The organism is Mucilaginibacter sp. Bleaf8 (genome assembly GCF_018390515.1).
Taxonomy (GTDB): Bacteria; Bacteroidota; Bacteroidia; order Sphingobacteriales; family Sphingobacteriaceae; genus Mucilaginibacter.
The window spans coordinates 541400-561831 of record NZ_JAHBBK010000002.1 but is presented as its reverse complement, the minus strand read 5'-3'; the positions used below and the strand labels follow the sequence as shown (position 1 = coordinate 561831).

Genomic DNA, 20432 nt, shown 5'->3' with positions numbered 1-20432 from the left:
ATAACAATAATTAACGTGTACCGAACGCACCAACGTAGGTTGATGGTGCCGGCGATTGGTAAGTTATACCGTTTGCCATAATACCAGCCGCATAATGACGGGTAAAGTTGGTAATACCTTTGCCTAATGCAGGCGAATTGCCTTGTAAATGAAAATCCCATGAGGTATTAAATACAGCGTTATCAACAGGCGTATTTAAAGGATAATTAACCAGCATCGGATTGTTTTCGCCAGCGGTTTTACCAATTACATCGTTAGTGCCGCCAACAACATCGGACGTGGGCTGAAACTGGTTTACCGTAGTTTGATCATAACCACAATACCAGTTGTTGGTGTATACCGAGCGGCTATCTTCCGGCTTTTTAGTATCGCGCTTAATACCGAAGCGGGTATTGACGAACAAATTGTTATGCAGCTCGGCCCGCACAGTGCTTTCTACCCAAACGGAGCCGCCTTTGGCGGTTGGCCTGCGCCAGCCGGTATTAACCATGGTATTGTTATAAGCTACAATATAAGCTTGTGGCGTGCGGTCGCCAGAGTTGGAAAGTTTCAGTGCATTGGTATTGGTGCTATAAACCAGATTGTAGGCTACGTCTGCCACGCAACCTGATTTGAAATTCATAGCTTCGCCACCAGTTACGCCGGTAGTGTAAAAGGTATTGTTGGCGAAAATAATTTTACCGCCATCAATATAAGTACAATCTTCCTGAAAGTTACGGAAGGTACTGTTTACAACTACTAACTTTCCGTTCACGTTAGAGAACCACAGCGCAGGCAGATTTTCCCCTGCTTTTGCTTTATATAAGCCTTGCTTAACCGAGGTAGAAGCATCAGAAGTAGTTGAACCACCATACTCGAGTATGGTATGATCCAGTACCAGTTCGGCACACGTTGGCCCAGCCAGTATACCACCCCACATTTTACCGAATTTTTTGGCATCGGTTTTATAAAAGTCATTCACGGTAAATTTCACGGGGTTTTGCGCGGTACCTAAGGCGTACAAGTTCCCCTTCACAATAATTTCGGGTTTGGCAACAGTATCCATTAACACCGTAACTCCTTCTTCAATAGTAAGCGTTTTACCTTCGGGGATAACAACGTCGCCTTTAATGATTTGCGTACTGCCTTTTGGCCAAACACCGGATACCTCGCCTGTTGCTGCTCCATCAATCGGGGAGGTATCTACATCTTTGTTTGCTTTTTCACAAGCGGTAAACAGGATGCATGAAAGGGCTAATCCTGTAAAAATTCGTTTTAAGTTCATCATGTGCTGATTTAAAAAATCTATTGTATTTAACTTACTTACATTTTATAGCGGATACCAATCAGGTAGCTTTGCTTGTAGTAATCACTACGGAACAAAGTTTGGCCGTTTGAAACCACGTTTTCTTTAATCAGGTCATTAACCGGGTTAGTGCCTTTGATAAATAGCTTGGCGGGTGTGTTAAGCAGGTTGCCGGCTTTAACAAATAACGAGATATGATGCTTAAAGCGTTTTTCGGCCGAGGCATCCATCTGGATAAAAGCTTTTTGCCAAAAATCATTGTTTACAAACTGTGATATGGTATTGATACGCTCGCCGGTGTAAGATGCTGCTACCTGCGCATCCCATCCTCTTTTTGCATCTCTATACAATAAAGACAGGTTACCCACATGAGCGGCCTGACCATACAGCGGGCGGCTTTGCTCTACCGATATCGTTTCAATATCACCGGTGGTGCTGTTGATAATGCGCGAAGATTTTGGAGTTTTGATGCGGGAGTGTGTATAGGTATAGTTAGCCTTGATACCAAACTTGTTGAAATACTTGATATAATCAACCTCGGCACCATAATTATGCGCCGTACCAAAATTGCCCGGGCTATAATATATGTCCTGTCCGCGTGTAGCATCGGCTTGGAAAGTGTATTCTATCGGATCTTTTATCTTTTTATAAAAGCCGCCTACCAATAATTGCTCGGATGCATTCGGAGCAAACTCATAACGTAAATCGTAGTTATCGGCCAGGGCGCGTTTCACATTGGGGTTACCCCGGTCCTGGTAATCTTCATTCACTACCTTGCTGGGTACAATCTCATAGAATCCCGGCCGGTTTAACGCCTTATAATAAACTGCATGCAGCTGGTTACCTTCGGCCAGTTTGTATTTTAAGGTTAAGCTGGGCAATACATCTGTATAAATCTGGCTGCCTTTCGGGTTAGATTCGCCTGCAGGAAACAACAAGTTATAGCCTTGATTAGTGTGCTCTACACGTACCCCTCCTATTGCTTCCAAACGGTTAACTATCAGCTTAAACATACCATAACCTGCACTCGTTTTTTCAGATGCATCATAAGTCAGCGAATTGCTTACTGCACCGCCAGGGTTAGCTACGCTTAAAGGGATATCAGCATAGTTATTAAAATCTACACCATATGCAGCTTGTGGAGTGGTGGTAAACAGATTATAATTATTATAAAAGCCGCTGCGCTGCTTATCGCGATATAAACCGCCGGCGCTGATATCCACTTTTCCGCCAAAAACGGGTAAAGTGTAGGTCAGGTCCAGGTACCCGGCTTTGTCTTCGTCGGTATTACGTTCCCAGCGATGCGTAACAGGGTTGGTGTTGACCAGTACCGTAGGTTTTTCAACGAAATTCTGGCGAATACCATTCAGGCTGATAGTGGTATTATCAGGCACGTCATTCATGGCTGATGAGTATACGCCTGCCCAATGAATCTTGAACTTATCACTAAAAAGCTTATGATCGCCCTGCAGCGTTGTATTATATATTTGCTGCTGAGTAAAGCGGCTACGGGTGCTGTATACCAGTTCGGCATTGCCAGCATCCGGATTGTAAACACCGTTGTAGGTGGTTGTCAGCTCGTCCCGTACCTGTATATTATCCAGTTTTAAATAAACATTATACAGGCTGATTTTATTGCGGCTGTTAAAAGCATAATCAGCTTTCAAATTTACGCCGTAGCGCTTTTGCTGGTCAGAATTGGTCCGGTCGTTTTTAGCTGTAATGGTAGCATAGGCATTGGTGCCGCTAACGGCCCAATCATACAAGGTGCTGTTGCTGCCGCGATAGGTGTTTTGATAACTGCCCGCTACTAAAATGCCCAGCTTATTATTCAAAAAACGCTGACTGATGGCTAAGCTACCTACCACGTTGGGTGCAGGGTGCTGGTTTTTATATGTTAAGGTGCTTTTTGGAAAATCGTTAGCGGTGGCCTGGTAACTGCGGCCATTAATTTCGTAAGGCGATTTATGGTTCACGGAACCATAATCGTAACTGGTAAACTTACGATCAAAAAACAGCTGGTTGTAGCCGGTAGAAATATTGCCGGAAATCAAAAGCCGATTTGGCGCCTCGCGCATTACGATGTTGGTTACGCCGCCTATCGCGTCGCCTTCCATATTGGGTGTAAGCGATTTAGAAACTTCAAGCCGGTCTAAAAGATCAGCCGGAAAAATATCTAACGGAACATAACGGTACTGGTTATCCGGACTTGGGATTTTTACGCCGTTTACCAAGGTATAATTATAACGCTTATCCATACCGCGGATAATAGCAAACTGCGCATCGCCGTTGCTGTTACGCTCAACCGATACACCCGACACACGCTGGATTACGTTGGCTACGGTTAGGTCTGGCGATATTTCAATGGCACGGCCAGAAACTACGTTCATGATCTGCGGCGATTGCAATTCCAGGCGGCGGGCCTCCCGCTCGGTATTGCCGTCTTTTTTGGCTATCACCGCTACTTCCTGCAAATCTTTACCGGCCTGCTCCAGATAAATTTTGATGTGGTGATGGTCTTCATCATCCTTTTCTTTAGTAACATCCAGTTCCTTAACGGTTGTTTTGTACATTACATAACTGATGCGCAAAGTGTAAGTTCCGGCCTGCACCTCTTTTATCTGGAAAGATCCATCCAAACCGGTTACTGCAGATTTTGTTGTTTTTTCTAATACAATCGTCGCCCCGGCAAGAGGCTCACCGGTTTTTTGATCGTATACATGTCCTTTGATGGTTGCTGCCTGTACAGAGATTACGCTCAGCAGCACGAACAGAAAGGTTTGTAATAGTTTATTCATGTTAGGGAAGTTTGATGCTTTTAGATTTGCATGTAATTTTTTGACGGTGCAAATGTGTGAATGCATCAAATGGAAAGGAAACTTTAGGTGTTACAAAAAGGAAACTCCGTTACAAAGGCCGTTAACAGGAAGGCAACGGTTACATATAACTAACTTAAATACAGCAATTTAAGAATAACACAAACCTCCATTACCATTACATTAGCGTTACATTAAGCCAATATTAAGCCTATTAAGATATTATAACGCTTGTATAAAAGCCGACAGGTTATCACCCTGATCAATATTGAGCTTGCGTCTTAAACGGTGACGGGCAACGCGTAAGCTATCCATAGAAATGCCCAATAAGGTGGCAATATCTTTTGAATCCAGGTTGATCTTCATGAGCGTTACCAAACGTACATCGGCAGAGGTGAGATCACTACTGTATGTTTTTAAATTATCAAAAAAGCTTTGATGCACTTGTGCAAAAGCAGTAGTAAATTCTTTCCAATGCTGCTCGTGATTAAAACTTTGGTTGATCTGTTGAATCAGTTGCTGCATTTGTCTTTTCTGGTCGCGCTTATCATCCTTGACCATCTCCTGCAGCGTATTGCGCATATCTTCCAGCAATTGGTTGTTTTTAATAAGGTTTAGGGTATGGTTTGATAATTCTTTGCTTTTAAGCTCCAACTGCTGTTTCAAGCCTACTTCCTGTAGCTGTTTATTCTGCAGTTCGAGTTGCATTAGGTCATGCTCAGCTTTAACCCTGGCATCTCTTTGGGCCGCCAATATTTTTTGATCCTGAATTTTTAGTCGTTGCCGGCTAAATATAACTACGCCCAAAACAACGAGAAGGATAATTACCGTACCTATGGCAACACCAATAATGCGGTTGGTTTTGCGTATGCTGTTGAGGTGCGCAATCTCGTCACTCTTTTTGTTCATATCGTACAACACCTGTAAAAAAGCTGTTTGGCTTACCCCATCTTTAGAATACACATCCAAAGAGTACTTGCGGCTAAGCTCCAGATATTGATAGGCACTATCCAACTGATGCAATAACTGGTAAGCCTTACCCAAATCCCGGCAGGATGATGCCAATTGATAGGTATTGTCGGCCTGCAAGGCCATGTTATAAGCATTTTTGGAATGCGCTATACTCTCCTTATAGTGGCCGGTTTTACGGTAAATATCACCAATATTATTAATCACTTCGATGCTGGCAGTTGTGTTGCCACTTAATTTATATAGCTGTAAAGATTGATTGAAATAATAACGGGCCGAATCATACCGGGCCAGATCCTCGTGGATGCTCCCTAAATTTTCATAAATTTTGGCTTCGCCTGCCCGGTCGTTTATTTTACTGTATTGTGCCAACGCCAAACGCTGGTAAAAAAAGGCGCTATCATACTGTTTGTGCTTTTCATACAGGTGCCCAACGTTACCTAAAACCTCCGCCTGCCCTTTTATATTACCGTCCTGCTTATAAATAGTTAACGCCTTGTTGTATAGCGAGCGGGATTTATCAAGTTGCTTATTGTAATAACACAGCACCCCCATATCGTTCATGTTAGCTGCTAAGTATGATTTGTTGCCCACCGCATCAAACAACTTGTCGGCATGCAGATAGAAATCGAGCGCCTGGGCATAGTGGCCCTGGTTAAAGCAAATCTGTCCCATTTGCTGCAGGCATTGACCTTCGGCCAATGCATTATTTTTATCAGCTGCTTCGGCATGCATTCTTTTAAGGATAATCAGTGCAGAATCGGGATGTTTTTGACCGAGCTTGCGAACGTGATCAAACCGGCTTTGCTGGCCGGAGGCTGGAAAAGAGAACCACGAAAGGAAGGCAAACACACCAAAGAACCAGCAGGTGACTTTACAAGTCAGGATAAATCTTTTACAACAATGCATCATTATAGAGCTAACACAACCTATAGTGTAATCACAAGGCAAACCCAGTGCGATAATTACATCAAAGTAATTAAATCAATGTTAGCTCAATGTTAAGCGACCGCGAAAAGTTATGCGATTTTACTGGCAGTTAATTTAACGACTGGGCATAGATACTACTTAGCTTCGTAATTCTTTTGATAATATCATCCAGATCGTTGCATGATATTTCCATATAAGACAATATCTCTTCCCGGTCCGCATCATTTTTTGCGCATTTAAGTATAGACGATAAAGACATGATACGAGCCAGCGGCGCTCTTACCAAGTGCGACTGCGTCCAGGATATTTCGGCCAGAGACTTGTTTTGAGCCTCGATAGTTTGAATGTAATTTTTAAGCACTGTAACATCCCTTCCGGATATACTAACGCCTGCCACAACACCATCTTCAAAAACCGGCGACAGGGTGTAATGTATCCAATTGGTTAATCCATCAGAACGGGTATAATCTTTATCATACTCCATCACCTGTCCTTTTTTCACAAGTTTCAGCAGCTCACTGAAAACCTCGTACCGTTCGGCTTCCACGTAGTTAAAAATACTGCGACCAACCTCACAAGGCAGGTGATCATTGTCCAGTTTCAAAAATTCGATTGATTGCCTGTTAAAAGCTTTAATAATACCTTCAGTGTTTACCAACACAAAGCCCTCAACCGAACTTTCCAGAATAGCACGCAGGTTAAGTGCCGATTCTCTTATCTTAAGTTCTGAGAGCTTCCGCTCAGTAACATCTTGTATAATACCTTCTATGTTGACAAGCTCACCCTTTGCATTATAATGATAGAGCGTAGATTGCTTAATATAATGAACAGCCTGATCAAGGCAAACTACACGATATTCAATTTCGCTGGTTGCAGTATGGGTAGTATCGGGCGATAATACAGAGAAGAACACCTTCCAATCATCCGGATGTATATACTGGTAGAACCCGCTTAAAGAAATAATAGAATCACTTTTTTCCAATCCAAAAAGGCTGTAGATCTCATCAGACCAAAAAAGAGCCCTTGTTATGCAATCATACTTCCAGTAACCAATTTTGCCCATGCGCTGTGCGGTTTGCAACCTGTTATTGGTTTCGAGTATCTCCTGTTCCGATTTAATCTGCGCAGTAACATCTGCAGCCAGGGTTAAGCCGGCCCTTTTACCATTATAATCAATCAGGTTACACTCAACATGCACATCTATCGGCTCTTCTTCTATTTTTTTGTGCCGCATTAAGCCAGAAAAATGAGTACTATTATGGAGCATACTGTGAACCGCACTTTCCACAAGCGGTATACCTTCAGCTGGTCTGATATCCCGAATGTTCATCGTCAAAAACTCGTTCCTATTATAGCCATAATGATTTATAGCAGCTTTGTTCACATCCAGAAACTGCAATGTTTCCGCATCGAACAGCCACATGGGCAAGGGGCTTAGCTCAAATACATTTTTATAATTTTGCTGATGCTGCTCTTTTTTAGCTATAACCGATTTTAGTCCGTTAAAAATAAGCCCGATCAGGCTTACCATTAAAACATCTATAAACACCAGGTTGGCACATTTGGTTAACCATAACAAAACGGTATAATGAACAATAAGCGGGCTGGAAAACGCTTTAAACTCAATGACTCCCGCAAAAGCAAATATGATCAGAACATTAACTACTATACACCAGCCAGCAAAAGATAGCGGCAAAATCAAAGCCGCCAAAATGGGGATAACAAACAGATAAAACTCCCCGGTACCACCATAGCCTAAAGAAGCGGTAAGGTATATGGCCAGCACATACCCAACGAGCAAAATAAGTATCTTTTTTACTTTGCCCGATAGCTTACCCGAAAAAGCTGTAAAGGTGATAAAAAACAGGGCAAGAAAATCAACTATGGCTAAGGACCAAATCCTGTTTTTTATAGTGAAGATGATAGCGGGTATTAACGCAATTAAGCTTGCCGGTAAGCAATATTTAATAAAATTAATAAACAACCGGTCCTTCCAGTCGTCAATATCACGCTGCTCGTCGGATGGTGATGAGCAGGTTTTATCTTCTATCAAGCGCACGTACATCGCCCACAAGTTCCTCATAACTAAATTGATGTATTATTACAGCCTTTGATAGACGGGCCTGAGGCGTTGTACGGAAAAAGCTTAAAATAGATTTATGAAAGCACTAACTTTTCTAATTATAACGACAAACAACTATTAGCTAATGATTGAAAGAAAAAAGAAGAGATTGAAATTTAAGAGAGCGAAAGACGAGATTCGAACTCGCGACCCCGACCTTGGCAAGGTCGTGCTCTACCAACTGAGCTACTTTCGCTTTTGATTGACTGCTTATTTAGCCGTCTTAACTTTTGGGAGTGCAAATATAGCAAGCACTTCTACTTTTTCAAATTAAAAATTACATTTCCGTCTTAGCAATTGATTGTCAAAGTCTTATTTTGAAAAACAAGCTAATTAATAGGTTTAAAAGCAAAAATGCACATCTTTCAGATGTGCATTTTTGCTTTAATTATTCTATAAAAAAGTTAGTTGCTGCATTTTTGCTGCTCGTGAAATTCAATAAGCTTCAGCATGGTATCAATAGTAGTTTCGTAATTCTTAGCGCCTACTACCTTTTTATATTGTTCTTCCAGATCTAAAACCTGCGATTTGATATGCTCTGATAACTCCCGGCCTTGTTGCGTAAGGTATATTTTAACCGCCCGGGCATCGTTGTTATCTTTTTCACTTTTAACCAGGTTAATCGATTCCAGCGCTTTAATGGTTTTGCTGCTGGCCTGTTTGGAGATATTCAGCTTCTCGGCCAGTTCATTATTGGTAATGCCTTGCTCATCAATACTCATTAGCAAAGGTAAGTGCGCATTGTTAAACTCATGGTGACAACCACAATTCAGCATTTTACTCACCCACTCATCGGTGTAGCGTTTTAACAGGTATATCAGTTTTGCTGTAATTCTGGTGTATTTTAAGTCTTTCATGTTTTGACTATGCTTAGCATTTACGCTCCTACCCTTTCACAAGGCGTTACTAACTCTGTTAACCAATATGCGGTACGCTAAGTTTACGAACATAGCATTAAAAATCGAATTTAACCATGGTTCTTATACCCCATTTCGGCGCATCCGGGTGGTCCAGATAGCTAAAGCGGCGTACCATATCTACGCGTAGCAGTTTAAAGATGTTACCGATACCAAAGCTGCCTTCCATATAAGGGCCGCTGTTAAGTGTATAGGTAGTAGCCACGCCCTGGCTATTTACCGGGAACCGCAGCAGCGAGTTGTTGTACATTGGGTTATTTTCATTACGTACGCCACCCCACAATGCTTTAAAATCTACTATCTCACGCCATTTCAGCTTTTTGAATAATGGTATTTTGTTAAACAGAAAACCGTTGAAATTATGATCGATATTAATGCTGGCATAATGGTCGCTCACAAATTCCAGGAAGTTCATCATGTTGTATGATTGCAACTGAAATGCATAGCTCTGGTTAGCACGGTGTATATCCAATAATGGGAACGGTGCCTGACCAAAGATGTAATTACCCTCGGCCGTAACGTCGGTATAACCTAACTGTGATAGGTAAAAGCGCTTGTTGATATTACCGGTAAGGCTTTGATAGTTGTAATCGCCGCCAAACAGTCCTTTTATACCCTGATTGTAACGCAGGGTAAAAATCGGATAACGGTCAATGATGGGCGTACGATACAGTTTGCCCTGGTAAAAACGTTCGTGTGGTGCATAACGCAGTTCCATTGATACTTCGGAGGTGTGCAGCTTGTTTACGCTATTCAACTGGTTATCTACAATGTTGTTAAACAACAGCGCACCTGCCGGGCTTTGGTTCCACTTTTTGTATCCCACTTTATAAGAGAAGTGGTTGGTGTACTCATGCACATAATCTAACCGGAAAATGTCATTGTACAACCAAGTATCATTTTCGCCACGTTTGAAGGACAGCAGGAAGTTATCCTCCTGCACAAACTGTAACTCCTGTCCCGGAATTTTGGTATCGTGCTGATAACTGGCCCGTACATAATGCTGCGGGAAAGAGTAAATCGACTTGTTGTTGATTGAATAAGTGGTGCTTAAAAAATATTTAAACTCCTTATCTTTTGTACCGTAAGCACCATAGGTTTCAAAATAGTAACGCTTGCTAAAGGTAGGCGTACTACGACCGCCTAAACGGCCTCTGAAACCTTCAACCGGGTTAAAGCTGTAAAAAGTATTTACCGGGCCAACCTCAAACGGTCCCAGGTTCTTGTAACCGGCTACCAATAAAGTAACCAGATCGGCAGTGCGTTTGAATGAAGGAATAGTTTGCAAACTGTCAATATGCTTATAAACACTCGCCTGAGCCTGACTTAAAGTGTCCGGACGGCTCATGGTCCAATAATTATCATCCTTTTTATCAGAATTTAAAGCAATCACCTGCGCCGGGCCATCATAGGTTTGTTTAGGCCGAGGTGTGTTGATGGTAAAGTTGGTGAGGATTACCTTACGTTCGCCATAAATACCGCCGCCTTTATTTTTGTTGATACCAAACTCCATTTTCAGGTCGCTTTGACTCAGGTGATACTTGCCATCGGCATTTTTATCAAATGCCAGCAGTATCTGCGTTTGGCGCACAAAGTTCAGGTTAATGTTTTTGTTGGTAGTTAACTCTGCACCTTGCACAGCGTAGTTACCATCCATCGTAACATACAGCTTACCTTCAAATAATAAATCGGTGGTGTTGCGCGGTGTAAAGCTCAGCTCAATCAGTTGCGGCGACTGGTCTTTCAGCGTATCGGTAATAAAGAATTTATAAAAGTCTGGAGAATGGTCGGCAATAGGGCTTAACAACTGGTTGGTTACCAACGATACGTTATTGTCATAAATATTGATATCCTGATAAAGGCGGTTAAAGTAAGCAGCCAAACCTTGATTATCAATAAAGTTCTCGTCGTATTTTACCTGTTTGTTACCCTCAATAATTTGCTTTTTAGCATAAGGTGCCTTACGGAAATAATTCTCTGACAGCTTTTCTTCCATGTAAATGGGCAGCATATTCTTACCGCCAATAGCAGTCGAGTCCTGCTCCTGGAACATGAACTGGTAGTTTTTGAAAATGCGCTTGTTTTTGAACTTTTCTGAAAGGTTGCTCAGGTAGAAATTCATGCGCTCATATTGCTTGTACTCGGCATAGTCATAGCTTTCTAACCGGTTTTGATTTTTGTGCTCGATAACTTTACGAATCAGTTCAACAGCCGGGTTACCTTTATTACGGTATTTAGCTTTTTTGTTTGATTTTACCACCACGGCGTTCAGTACGTGGCTATCCTCACTCATTACAATATTTACGGTTTGCTCTTTACCCGGCTCAATAGTTTTAACAGCTGTTCGGTAACCTACAAACGAAGCTTTGATTTGCGTATAGCTATCCGGAGCTGATAAGGTAAACTTACCCTGCTCGTTAGAACTTACACCGCGGGTGCTGCCAGCAAACACAACCGTTACGTACGGCAATGGCTGTTTGGTTTTGGCATCGGTAATAATACCCCTCACAATGGTGCTTTGCGCCTGAGCATCAACAGTAAATGCCAGTGTTAAAAGCAGTATGATGGTTTGAAAAATTCGACTCGATAATAACTTTTTCATTACAATTATGATAATTAGCTCAGACAAGGCTGGATTGATGATTTGTGCCGGAATGCAGACACCCTTGCTTTGAATGGGCACAGCCATTGGTCTGCACGCTGAACTATGCGTTTAACTATCGCTGTATTGATGAGCATGTAAATGCGCAGCATCAACACCAGATATTCCATGTTGATGTCTGACCCAAGAAAGTTTTGCTTAAAGCCCTCGCTTAAGGCGCCTACCAGATAACTACGATAAGTATTCAGCTTCTGTGCGGATAACTCCTGAGGATGAAATGCAATGCGTTTTGAAAAGCCAAAAAGGCTTTTGAAAGTGGGTGCTGTAACATTGATCCTGTGAAAAGTTTGCATGACTTTGAATTCCGACAGGACAAAGGTAAACCAAGTTGACTATTTTAGTCAACCCAGTTTACCATTATTGCATAAACATGACAGAAAAGCACCTTTTGTTAGAGCTATGTAAAAAGCTTAAAATCAGAGTTATCCATTAGGAAAAGCAACTTTTTAATTAAAGTTAAAAAGCAACCGATTACATAAATAGAAAAGAAAAAACATTACCTATTTATTAAATAAAAAGATTCCATGCATGTATTTCCCTTATGCGCCATAAAAACAAAAGGCATTCAGCTTTAGCAGCTGAATGCCTTTTTACCTATAGAAAGCGCTGGGCTTACTTTTGGTAAGAACCAAATAATTTGATCAATCTATCCGGATAGTCCGAAATAATTCCGTCTACCTGCAGTTCAGCCATCTTTTTCATCGATGGTTCATCATTCACTGTCCAGGGTAGTACTTTTACATGATGATCGTGTGCATCTTTAACCAAAGTCGGGGTAACGTTGCTAAAGTACGGGCTGATGATTTGAGGCTCAAAACCCAGCTTCGCTATACTGGCTTCAAAACTATCCTGGTTGAAGGTTAGCAGCGAAAGTGTTTGTTTCGTATACTTTTTATGCAAAATTTGCAGCGGCCTGATATCGAACGATTGTATACATACCCGCTTAGCAACTTTCTTGTCATTAAGCACAGCCATTACCGATCCAACAAAGCTCTCCGACTCCGGATGAGCCACGTTATCGCCAGTCGGTGAACTTTTAATTTCGAGGTTATAATAAACCGGTTTTAAGTGTTTGGCTTTTATATAATGCTCCACACTATCAATCAAATCGGCAAGCAAAGGCTTATAAGTTTTTACTTTTTTCTGGTCAGGAAACTGAGCATGCGGCTTAGTGCCACCATCATATTGCCTGATGCTATCATAAGGCATTTTGTAAAGCAACAGCTGCTTTTCTTCGCCTTTAGTAATTTCGCTGCCATCCGGCTTACGCATAAAATCGGCCGACATATATACATCGTGCGAAACCACCACTTTACCGTCTTGCGATATAACACAGTCGAGCTCCAGTGTTTTTACGCCCAGATCAACAGCGTGCAACATGGCAGGTATAGAATTTTCAGGCATTAGTCCGCGGCCACCACGATGGCCCTGCACATCCAGCTTTTGCTGGGCAGAAACCTTAAATACAGACAGACATAAGCCTAAGCCAAAAAGATATTTCATATTCATTACTATTTCAATTTAATAAAGCAGCAGTTATTTAGCCACTTGAATTCTGTTATTTATCTTTAAAAAGCAAAGGTGCAAATTCGGTTAAATACCTGCGCCATACATTGTAGCTGTGCACACCTTCGGTTTCCTTGTAAAAAAACTTAATGTTTTTCGATTCCAACCAGGCCTTGTATTTCCTGTTCGATTCAATTAAAAAGTCATCTTTACCGATGGCTATCCAAATCAGTTTCAATTTTTTATTGATAGATTCATCGAGCTGAGGAAAAGCTTTGGTATAATCGGGATTTAGCAATATAACAGCCGAACTGAAACCGCCCACGTAATCGAACAAATCAGGATTATTCAAGCCGGCATCTAATGACTGCCCCCCTCCCATGGATAATCCTGCTACTGCACGGTACTTTTTAGTTTTACCCGTATTGTAAAGTTTATCAACCATCGGTATTACCTCCTGTATGAACGAAGAAACGAACAGTTCTTCATTCTTTTTTAGCAGCTCTTTAGTCGTTCCGCCCGAACCGGGATCAAACATTTCGGGAGCGCCATACCCCAGCGTGTTCACAATAATCATGGGCTTGGCTTTGCCCTGTGCAATCAGGTTATCTAATATGATGTTTTCGCGGCCGGCGGTAACCCAGGCACTGGTTTCATCAGTAATGCCATGAAACAGGTACAATACCGGGTAAGGCTCCTTACGATTGGGATTGTAACCCGGTGGCGTGTACACCCTGATGTCGCGCTGATCGCCAACAATGCCGGATTTATAAAAATGCTGGCGCAATTCGCCATGCGGCACATCGTTCAATTCCCAACTCAAGGTTTTTGGCCCCGGTACATGAGCCAGGCTTTGCCCCAAAGCACGTTTAAACAAAGGTTTGATGTATGGATTATTAGGATCGGGCAGTACATTACCATCTACCGAAAAGGTGTAACGGTACACATCGGGTGATAATGTCTCGGTAAAGCTCCACACGCCTGCCGTATCTTTTTGCATTGACCTTGGCTTGGCATCATCCATAATGAGCATTACCTTTTTTGCGTTAGGCGCCAAAAAGCGAAAGGTGGTCTGGCCATCGGCCTTTACCTCGGGCGATTGCTGGTACTTTTGCGCAGGTTTAGGTAAACTTTGTGCAGTTGCCCCATACAGGGCAACGCACAATGCTACAGTTAGTATTACTTTCATAGTCTGTTATTACTACTTCAATTAAAAACCATAACGCAAACCAAACTGGAACTGGTAAGGATTACCGGTTGGGTTAACTACTCCAGCGTTGGCATTTACATTATATACATAGTTGGTAGTAGCAGGGTTGAATGAAGTGATGGTATACAGGTTTTGGTTGCCCAGGTTTTTGATTACACCTTTGTTTTTGTTGAACAAGTTAACTACGTTAAACAAATCGGCCGAAAACTCAACGTATTGTTTATTGAAGGTTTTGAAACGCTTGGCTATACGAACATCCCACTGACCGTAAAAGCCGTTTACGCCACCATTTCTTTCAGCTACTTTACCTATGCTTTTGCGTACATAGTCTTTCAGGCTTTCACTTGCATTTGGGTTGTCAAGTATGGCTTGCACACCGGTACGCAGGTTAGCTGCCACGTTAGCATCATTAGGATTGTAAACGTAAGCCAGATCGTTTGATGACACAAAATCGCCGTTTACGTTTCCGTTCACAACTAATGAGTAGCGTGTACCGCCAATACCTGAATAACGCAAACCTACAACAAAGCCATAAAAACTTGGTGATGTACCGTAAACCACAATCTTGTTTCTGAACTGGTTATCAGAATAGCTCATTTTGCTTAAGTCGCGCGGATCGTCTTTTACCGGTAATGACAGCGTTGCTGTATTAGCCACGTTACCATTGTATGAGGTGTTATCTTTGGTATCGTTCCAGGTATAGCTTGCAGTTACCTCACCATCTCTGAAGTATTTGTAAGTACCGTCAACCACGAAAGCATATTGGTTGATTTTACCATCACTGTTCAGTGCCAGTACACGGCCTACACGATTAGTTTTACGGCCCAAAGTCCAGTCGGCAGCGCCGGTAGTAGTACTGATGGTATTAGCGGGTACATACACGCCGCGGTTATCCTCAGCAGCAATTCTGAAATAAGGCTGATCTACGATATTGGCGTCAGTGTACATATAGTTGTTACGTGTCCAGCTTGCAAATACGCTCACACCCAAACGCAGACGATCGGTAACAAAACGGTTGTAAGATGCATTGGCTTTATATACTACCGGGATGCGTACATCTTCGCGGTTTAAGTTGATAGTAGATAAACGCGCAACACCGGGTACATTAAACAGTTCAACACCCGGAGCTGTTGCCGGATTAGCGCGGTAAGCCGGGAAGTTTGGCGTTGGCACCAGGTTAGGGCCAGTATTTGAACGCAAAATATCAACCGAAGCCAGTTTGGTACCATCAAACACCATGTTATTAATCATGGTATAGTTCAGGATATCGGTACCGAACATACCACCGCCAAAACGAATAATGTCACGCTGACGCTCGCCAATATCCCAGGTAAACTGCACACGCGGCTGTAACTGGAAAGTAGTTAACGAATGATCTGTTTTTAAACCCAAATCTTCATAAACCGCCTGGTTAAAGGTTGGCTTGTTGAAATAATTAGTGTAATCGGCACGTATACCCGCCATCATTTCTAAACCAGGTGCAAGTTTGGTTTGCATTTGCGCATACACACCGGTGTTGATATAATTCTGATTTACGCTCGGATCATCAACCAATGGAATTTCACGGGCATAGCGGTATGGGTTCAGGTTGTTAAAGTCGTCCATGTTTCTGAAGTAAAAACGACCGTTCACCTCACTGCCATAGCGTGATCGCATGTGTGTATACATCAGATCTGCACCGAAGGTGTAGTTGATTTTATCTGTATTGTAATACAAGTTATCGATCAGTTGTGCTACGTTGCTGAAAAAATATTCAGGCGCGTAACGCTGACCACCTAACTGGATCGAGGTAAAAACGTCTTTACCGCCAACACTTGATTGCGCGCGGTCAACAATAGCGCGCGGAATGTTGCTGGCAGGTACCTGGCTGCTGGTAATACTTTCAACCGATGCCGACTGGTGCTGCACTTTCAATTCATTCGTCATGCGTGGGCTCAGGTTTGAACGCAGCATGGCCATGGTGTTGTTGCTCTTGTTACGGCTGGTGCCATAAACCTCGTATAAGTTTATAGCACTGTTATCGCCAATGTTTTGATTATTGAGGTCATAGATATAATTGTTGCTCAAGGTAAGCAAGTTTTTATCGTTGATCTGAAAATCGATACGGCCAAAAATGGCGTCCGTGTTCTGTTTTTTATCGAACGAACCAAACTGCGGGCTGTTAGCCACACCATATTTGCTGCGTGCAATATTCAAGTAAGTATTCAACGTTGACTGCGTTACGTTATAACGAACCTCGTCGGCAGGACCTTGTATATCGGCAATTTGCAACGGGCGGGCATCACGCTGATGATCCCAGGTAACAAAGAAATGAGCTTTGTCTTTAATAATTGGGCCACCTAACGAGAAACCATATTGATAAGTTGAAAAGGGCGCATTACGTCTGTTACCGCGGGTATCGTATTTTGACGATAACCAATCGGCACGCATAAACCCGAATGCACTACCGCTTAAAGTATTAGTACCCGATTTGGTAGCTGTATTGATGGTACCACCGCCGCTACGGCCGTAGGTTACGTCGTACTGGTTGGTTACTACTTTAAATTCGCGTACTGCTTCCATTGATATAGAATATGGCGAGCCTGTACTTGCCGTACCACCAAAGGTTGGGTTTTTGGCAGTCATACCATCAACGGTAAAGTTGGTTGAGGTGGCAAGCTGTCCGGCAATGTTGGTACCCCGGCTTAAAGGCGACAAATCAGTTAATGAAATGTAGTTACGACCGTTTACGGGTAAGCGGGCAATATCCTTAGCCGTTACCGAAGTGGCAGCACCTAAATTAGGAATAATTGATTTAGAGTTGGTGCCCTTAATTTCTACCGCGTTTAACGCAACCGATGATGATTGCATAAGTACGTTGATCTTAACTATATCGCCTAAGTTAAGCATTAAGCCTGTACGGGTTGGCGCTGTATAACCCATATAAGTTGCGGTAAGCGTATAAGGGCCGCCAAGCGGAAGCTGCCTGAAGGTATACTCGCCACTTACACCGGTTGTGGTACTGGAGGTAAAACCGGTAGACTCGTTGCGTATCCGCACGGTGGCTCCCGGAACTGGTAATTTTTTATCGTCAACAATGGTACCTGTGATACCGGCCTGCGACGTTTGTGCAAAAAGAGATTCCTGTTTCAAGAAAGCCAACAGGAATAATAAGAGAACTGATAGCTTACGTAAAGATTGTAGCATAAATAGTGGATTGAATTTTGGGCGAAGCTATACCGCCCGTATTAAATCAAACCGCTATGTTTATTACCAATTTGATAATATAACAGGAAAATAACTAAGCATTATTAACGATATTTTTAAATTGAATAACATTTTATCAATCAATCAACTTTATATAAGTACTTACAGTCCCGGTGCCACGCTGTTAATTTTGAAGCTGAAATTATTCGTTACCAGTAACATAGTATCCAAAACAACCCCGTAAATAGGCCTCTTGGGAATGTTATTCTTATTTTAACAATTACTTTACAGCCCTCTCCTTGCTTTGCACCCGAGCTAAACACCCAACACATGAAAAAACAATTATTGGTTACCCTTGCAGTTGCTGCAGTATCTGTTACCGCTTGTAAAAAGAACAACCCTGATACCAGTTTTAACTACCCTGATATGGCCGAAGCATCAGACCCGGCTGTGTTATACACCACCGCTAATGGTGTAAAAGTTTACAATGGAGGCTTCGGCTCCTCTGTAGTGCCCGATCCTCAATCGCCCGATGTATTTTATATGCTAACGGACCGGGGGCCCAATGTGACCGGGCAAGCCAGCAATTCTATTATTATTGGCCGTCCTGACTTTACGCCGCAGATCGGAAAATTCCGGTTAAAAGATGGCAAACTGGTTTTAGAGCAAATCATTGAATTGAAAAATGCAACCGGCCAAAAGTTGAACGGCTTGCCCAACCCTGCCGGCATGGGCGCTTCCGGCGAAACAGCTTACGGCCTGAACGGCCAGGTGATAGCTCCAAGCGCCGATGGTATCGATTCTGAAGGCTTGGCTATGGCTGCTGATGGTTCTTTCTGGATCAGTGACGAGTACGGCCCACATATTGTACACGTTGATGCAACAGGCCGCACCATTGAACGCATTAATCCGTTTGGTGCTGGTACCGGCGGCCGTAAAATTCCGGCGGTGTTTGCAACCCGCCGTGCCAACCGTGGCATGGAAGGTTTGGCTATAACACCTGATGGTAAAACACTGGTAGGCATTATGCAATCGCCAATGTACAACCCATCAAAAGCTGCAGTAAACAATTCAACCATATTGCGCATACTTACTTTTGATATAGCATCGGGCAGTACCAAACAGTATGCATATGTGATGGACAATGCATCATTAACCGGCGTGAGTGAAATTACAGCTGTTAACAGCACTACCTTTTTAACAATTGAGCGCGATGGCAATTACGGCGGTGCGGCAAGCAACCCGGCTACCTTCAAAAAAGTATTTAAGATTGATCTGGCCGGCGCAACCGATATATCCGACCCGGCAAACGGCACGAACGGTAAGCTCTATGATGGCAAAACGGTAGAACAATTACTGAATACCGACGGACTAAAATCGGCCGGCATTGCGCCTGTAAGCAAGGTACAGGTACTTGACCTGTTAAAAGATTTACCATCCGTTTACCCGCATGATAAAGCCGAGGGCATTGCCCTGCTACCGGGCAACATCCTGGTTATATCAAACGATGATGATTTTGGCGTGGTTGATAACGGCAACAACAATTTTGCCGCAAAGATTTTACCGGCTACCAATTCGGTTGACCACAACCGCTTGTACTTTGTAAAGCTAAAACTGTAATTATGCAGGCTGAAAATAGACGAAGAGCCAGCTATAAGATGGCTTTTCGTCTGTCTTTTTGCTTAAACCCTATAAAACAACAAAGCCCTCCTGATTTTTCAGGAGGGCTTTGTACTCGGGGCGGGAATCGAACCCGCACGATCTTTAAGGATCACAGGATTTTAAGTCCTGCGTGTCTACCAGTTCCACCACCCGAGCAGGTGATTCACCTTTTCAAAAACAAATCCCTCCTGATATTTCGGAAGGGATTGGGAGCGAAAGACGAGATTCGAACTCGCGACCCCGACCTTGGCAAGGTCGTGCTCTACCAACTGAGCTACTTTCGCATTTTAACGTTCAGGATACTTTAACATACCCCTTTCGTTTTGGTGACGCAAATATAGTAACTTCTGTTGGTTTTTAAAAAATTCTGGTAAAATATTTAACATTCATAATGTGCTGATCCATATAAATAATTTAACGCATCTTGATAAATATTAAGAATCAAGCAATTACAAGTGAAATGTTAGAGACAAACTAAATCAACACACAAAGAGATTAAGTGACTTACTTATTTTTAACGATAATACTTTCTATCACCGGAATCGCATCTTCGCACTTATCAGTAGCGGTTTCAAGCGCTGCCAATATTTCTGTGTATTTGATCATCTCGATGGATTGCGTTTCTTGCGGCCACTTGCCGGTGAGCGCCTTATCGTAAACCTGATCGGCATAGCGTTCAAGCTGCTTTATTTTGTTGCAGCACGCGGATATATCATCAACGTTATCTAAATCTTCCAGATACTTGACGCAGTTACTCAGCTCCATACTGGTTTCAATAATCAGGCCGGCCAGCTCTTTTACGGCCGGAGCCAGATCATTCAGTTTATACAGATTGACGCGCCTTGCCGAAACATGGATACTATCGCACACCTCATTAATGGCAGATGCCAAAGCGTACATATCGTCACGCTCAAATGGAGTGATCAGTGATTTTGAAGATACAGCATATACCTGATGCTTTAAATCATTTCCCTTCATCTTCAACCGGTTAATATGATTAAACTGCAAAGCTATTTCCTGATCCGAGTCACTGCTTACGGCCTTATATAGCAGTTTGGCCATCTCAACATTGTTGGCTGCCGATTGGTTAAAAAGGCCGAAGAAAACATTATTTTTTGACCGGAAGAATTTAAGCAACGATACGGACATAGCTAAGTATTTAAGGGA

12 protein-coding genes and 3 tRNA genes are annotated in these 20432 nt (G+C 42.6%); 1 reads left to right on the top strand and 14 read right to left on the bottom strand.

The window, feature by feature from the left end:
* Positions 1-10 precede the first annotated feature (10 nt).
* The 11 genes from KHS38_RS11095 to KHS38_RS11045 all read right to left on the bottom strand — a co-directional run bounded on the left by KHS38_RS11095 (position 11) and on the right by KHS38_RS11045 (position 17603).
* Entirely contained in the window at positions 11-1267 is a 1257-nt protein-coding gene (locus KHS38_RS11095; protein ID WP_249665373.1) for a beta-helix domain-containing protein, read from the bottom strand.
* 35 nt (positions 1268-1302) lie between these two features.
* Positions 1303-4083 (bottom strand): TonB-dependent receptor, encoded by a 2781-nt coding sequence (locus KHS38_RS11090; protein ID WP_213488614.1) that lies wholly within the window; start codon positions 4081-4083, stop codon positions 1303-1305.
* Positions 4084-4323: 240 nt separating this feature from the next.
* On the bottom strand, positions 4324-5805 hold the full coding sequence (locus KHS38_RS11085; RefSeq protein WP_249665372.1) for a tetratricopeptide repeat protein: 1482 nt from the start codon (positions 5803-5805) through the stop codon (positions 4324-4326).
* A 304-nt stretch (positions 5806-6109) separates the two neighbouring features.
* Positions 6110-8083, bottom strand: coding sequence for a PAS domain S-box protein (locus tag KHS38_RS11080; protein WP_213488613.1), 1974 nt, complete (start codon positions 8081-8083; stop codon positions 6110-6112).
* Between the two features lie 162 nt (positions 8084-8245).
* Positions 8246-8318, bottom strand: a tRNA-Gly gene (locus KHS38_RS11075).
* Between the two features lie 208 nt (positions 8319-8526).
* Entirely contained in the window at positions 8527-8979 is a 453-nt protein-coding gene (locus tag KHS38_RS11070) for a MarR family winged helix-turn-helix transcriptional regulator (protein ID WP_213488612.1), read from the bottom strand.
* Positions 8980-9076: 97 nt separating this feature from the next.
* Complete coding sequence (locus KHS38_RS11065) at positions 9077-11641, bottom strand: DUF5686 and carboxypeptidase-like regulatory domain-containing protein (RefSeq protein WP_213488611.1); 2565 nt, start codon at positions 11639-11641, stop codon at positions 9077-9079.
* Between the two features lie 14 nt (positions 11642-11655).
* Positions 11656-11994, bottom strand: coding sequence for a hypothetical protein (locus KHS38_RS11060; protein WP_213488610.1), 339 nt, complete (start codon positions 11992-11994; stop codon positions 11656-11658).
* Between the two features lie 319 nt (positions 11995-12313).
* Positions 12314-13204: a glycerophosphodiester phosphodiesterase family protein gene (locus KHS38_RS11055; protein WP_213488609.1), complete on the bottom strand. Its 891-nt coding sequence runs from the start codon at positions 13202-13204 to the stop codon at positions 12314-12316.
* A 55-nt stretch (positions 13205-13259) separates the two neighbouring features.
* A complete protein-coding gene (locus KHS38_RS11050) occupies positions 13260-14396 on the bottom strand; it encodes an alpha/beta hydrolase-fold protein (RefSeq protein ID WP_213488608.1) in 1137 nt (378 codons plus the stop codon).
* Positions 14397-14417: 21 nt separating this feature from the next.
* Positions 14418-17603: a TonB-dependent receptor gene (locus tag KHS38_RS11045; protein ID WP_213488607.1), complete on the bottom strand. Its 3186-nt coding sequence runs from the start codon at positions 17601-17603 to the stop codon at positions 14418-14420.
* A gap of 330 nt (positions 17604-17933) precedes the next feature.
* On the opposite strand from KHS38_RS11045, the gene KHS38_RS11040 reads away from it, so the two are divergent.
* Positions 17934-19223 (top strand): esterase-like activity of phytase family protein, encoded by a 1290-nt coding sequence (locus KHS38_RS11040; RefSeq protein WP_213488606.1) that lies wholly within the window; start codon positions 17934-17936, stop codon positions 19221-19223.
* Positions 19224-19335: 112 nt separating this feature from the next.
* Here the strand turns inward: KHS38_RS11040 and KHS38_RS11035 are convergent.
* From KHS38_RS11035 to KHS38_RS11025, 3 genes are all read right to left on the bottom strand, one after another.
* A tRNA-Leu gene (locus KHS38_RS11035) sits at positions 19336-19421 on the bottom strand.
* 55 nt (positions 19422-19476) lie between these two features.
* A tRNA-Gly gene (locus KHS38_RS11030) sits at positions 19477-19549 on the bottom strand.
* A 220-nt stretch (positions 19550-19769) separates the two neighbouring features.
* On the bottom strand, positions 19770-20414 hold the full coding sequence (locus tag KHS38_RS11025) for a DUF47 domain-containing protein (protein WP_213488605.1): 645 nt from the start codon (positions 20412-20414) through the stop codon (positions 19770-19772).
* Positions 20415-20432 lie beyond the last annotated feature (18 nt).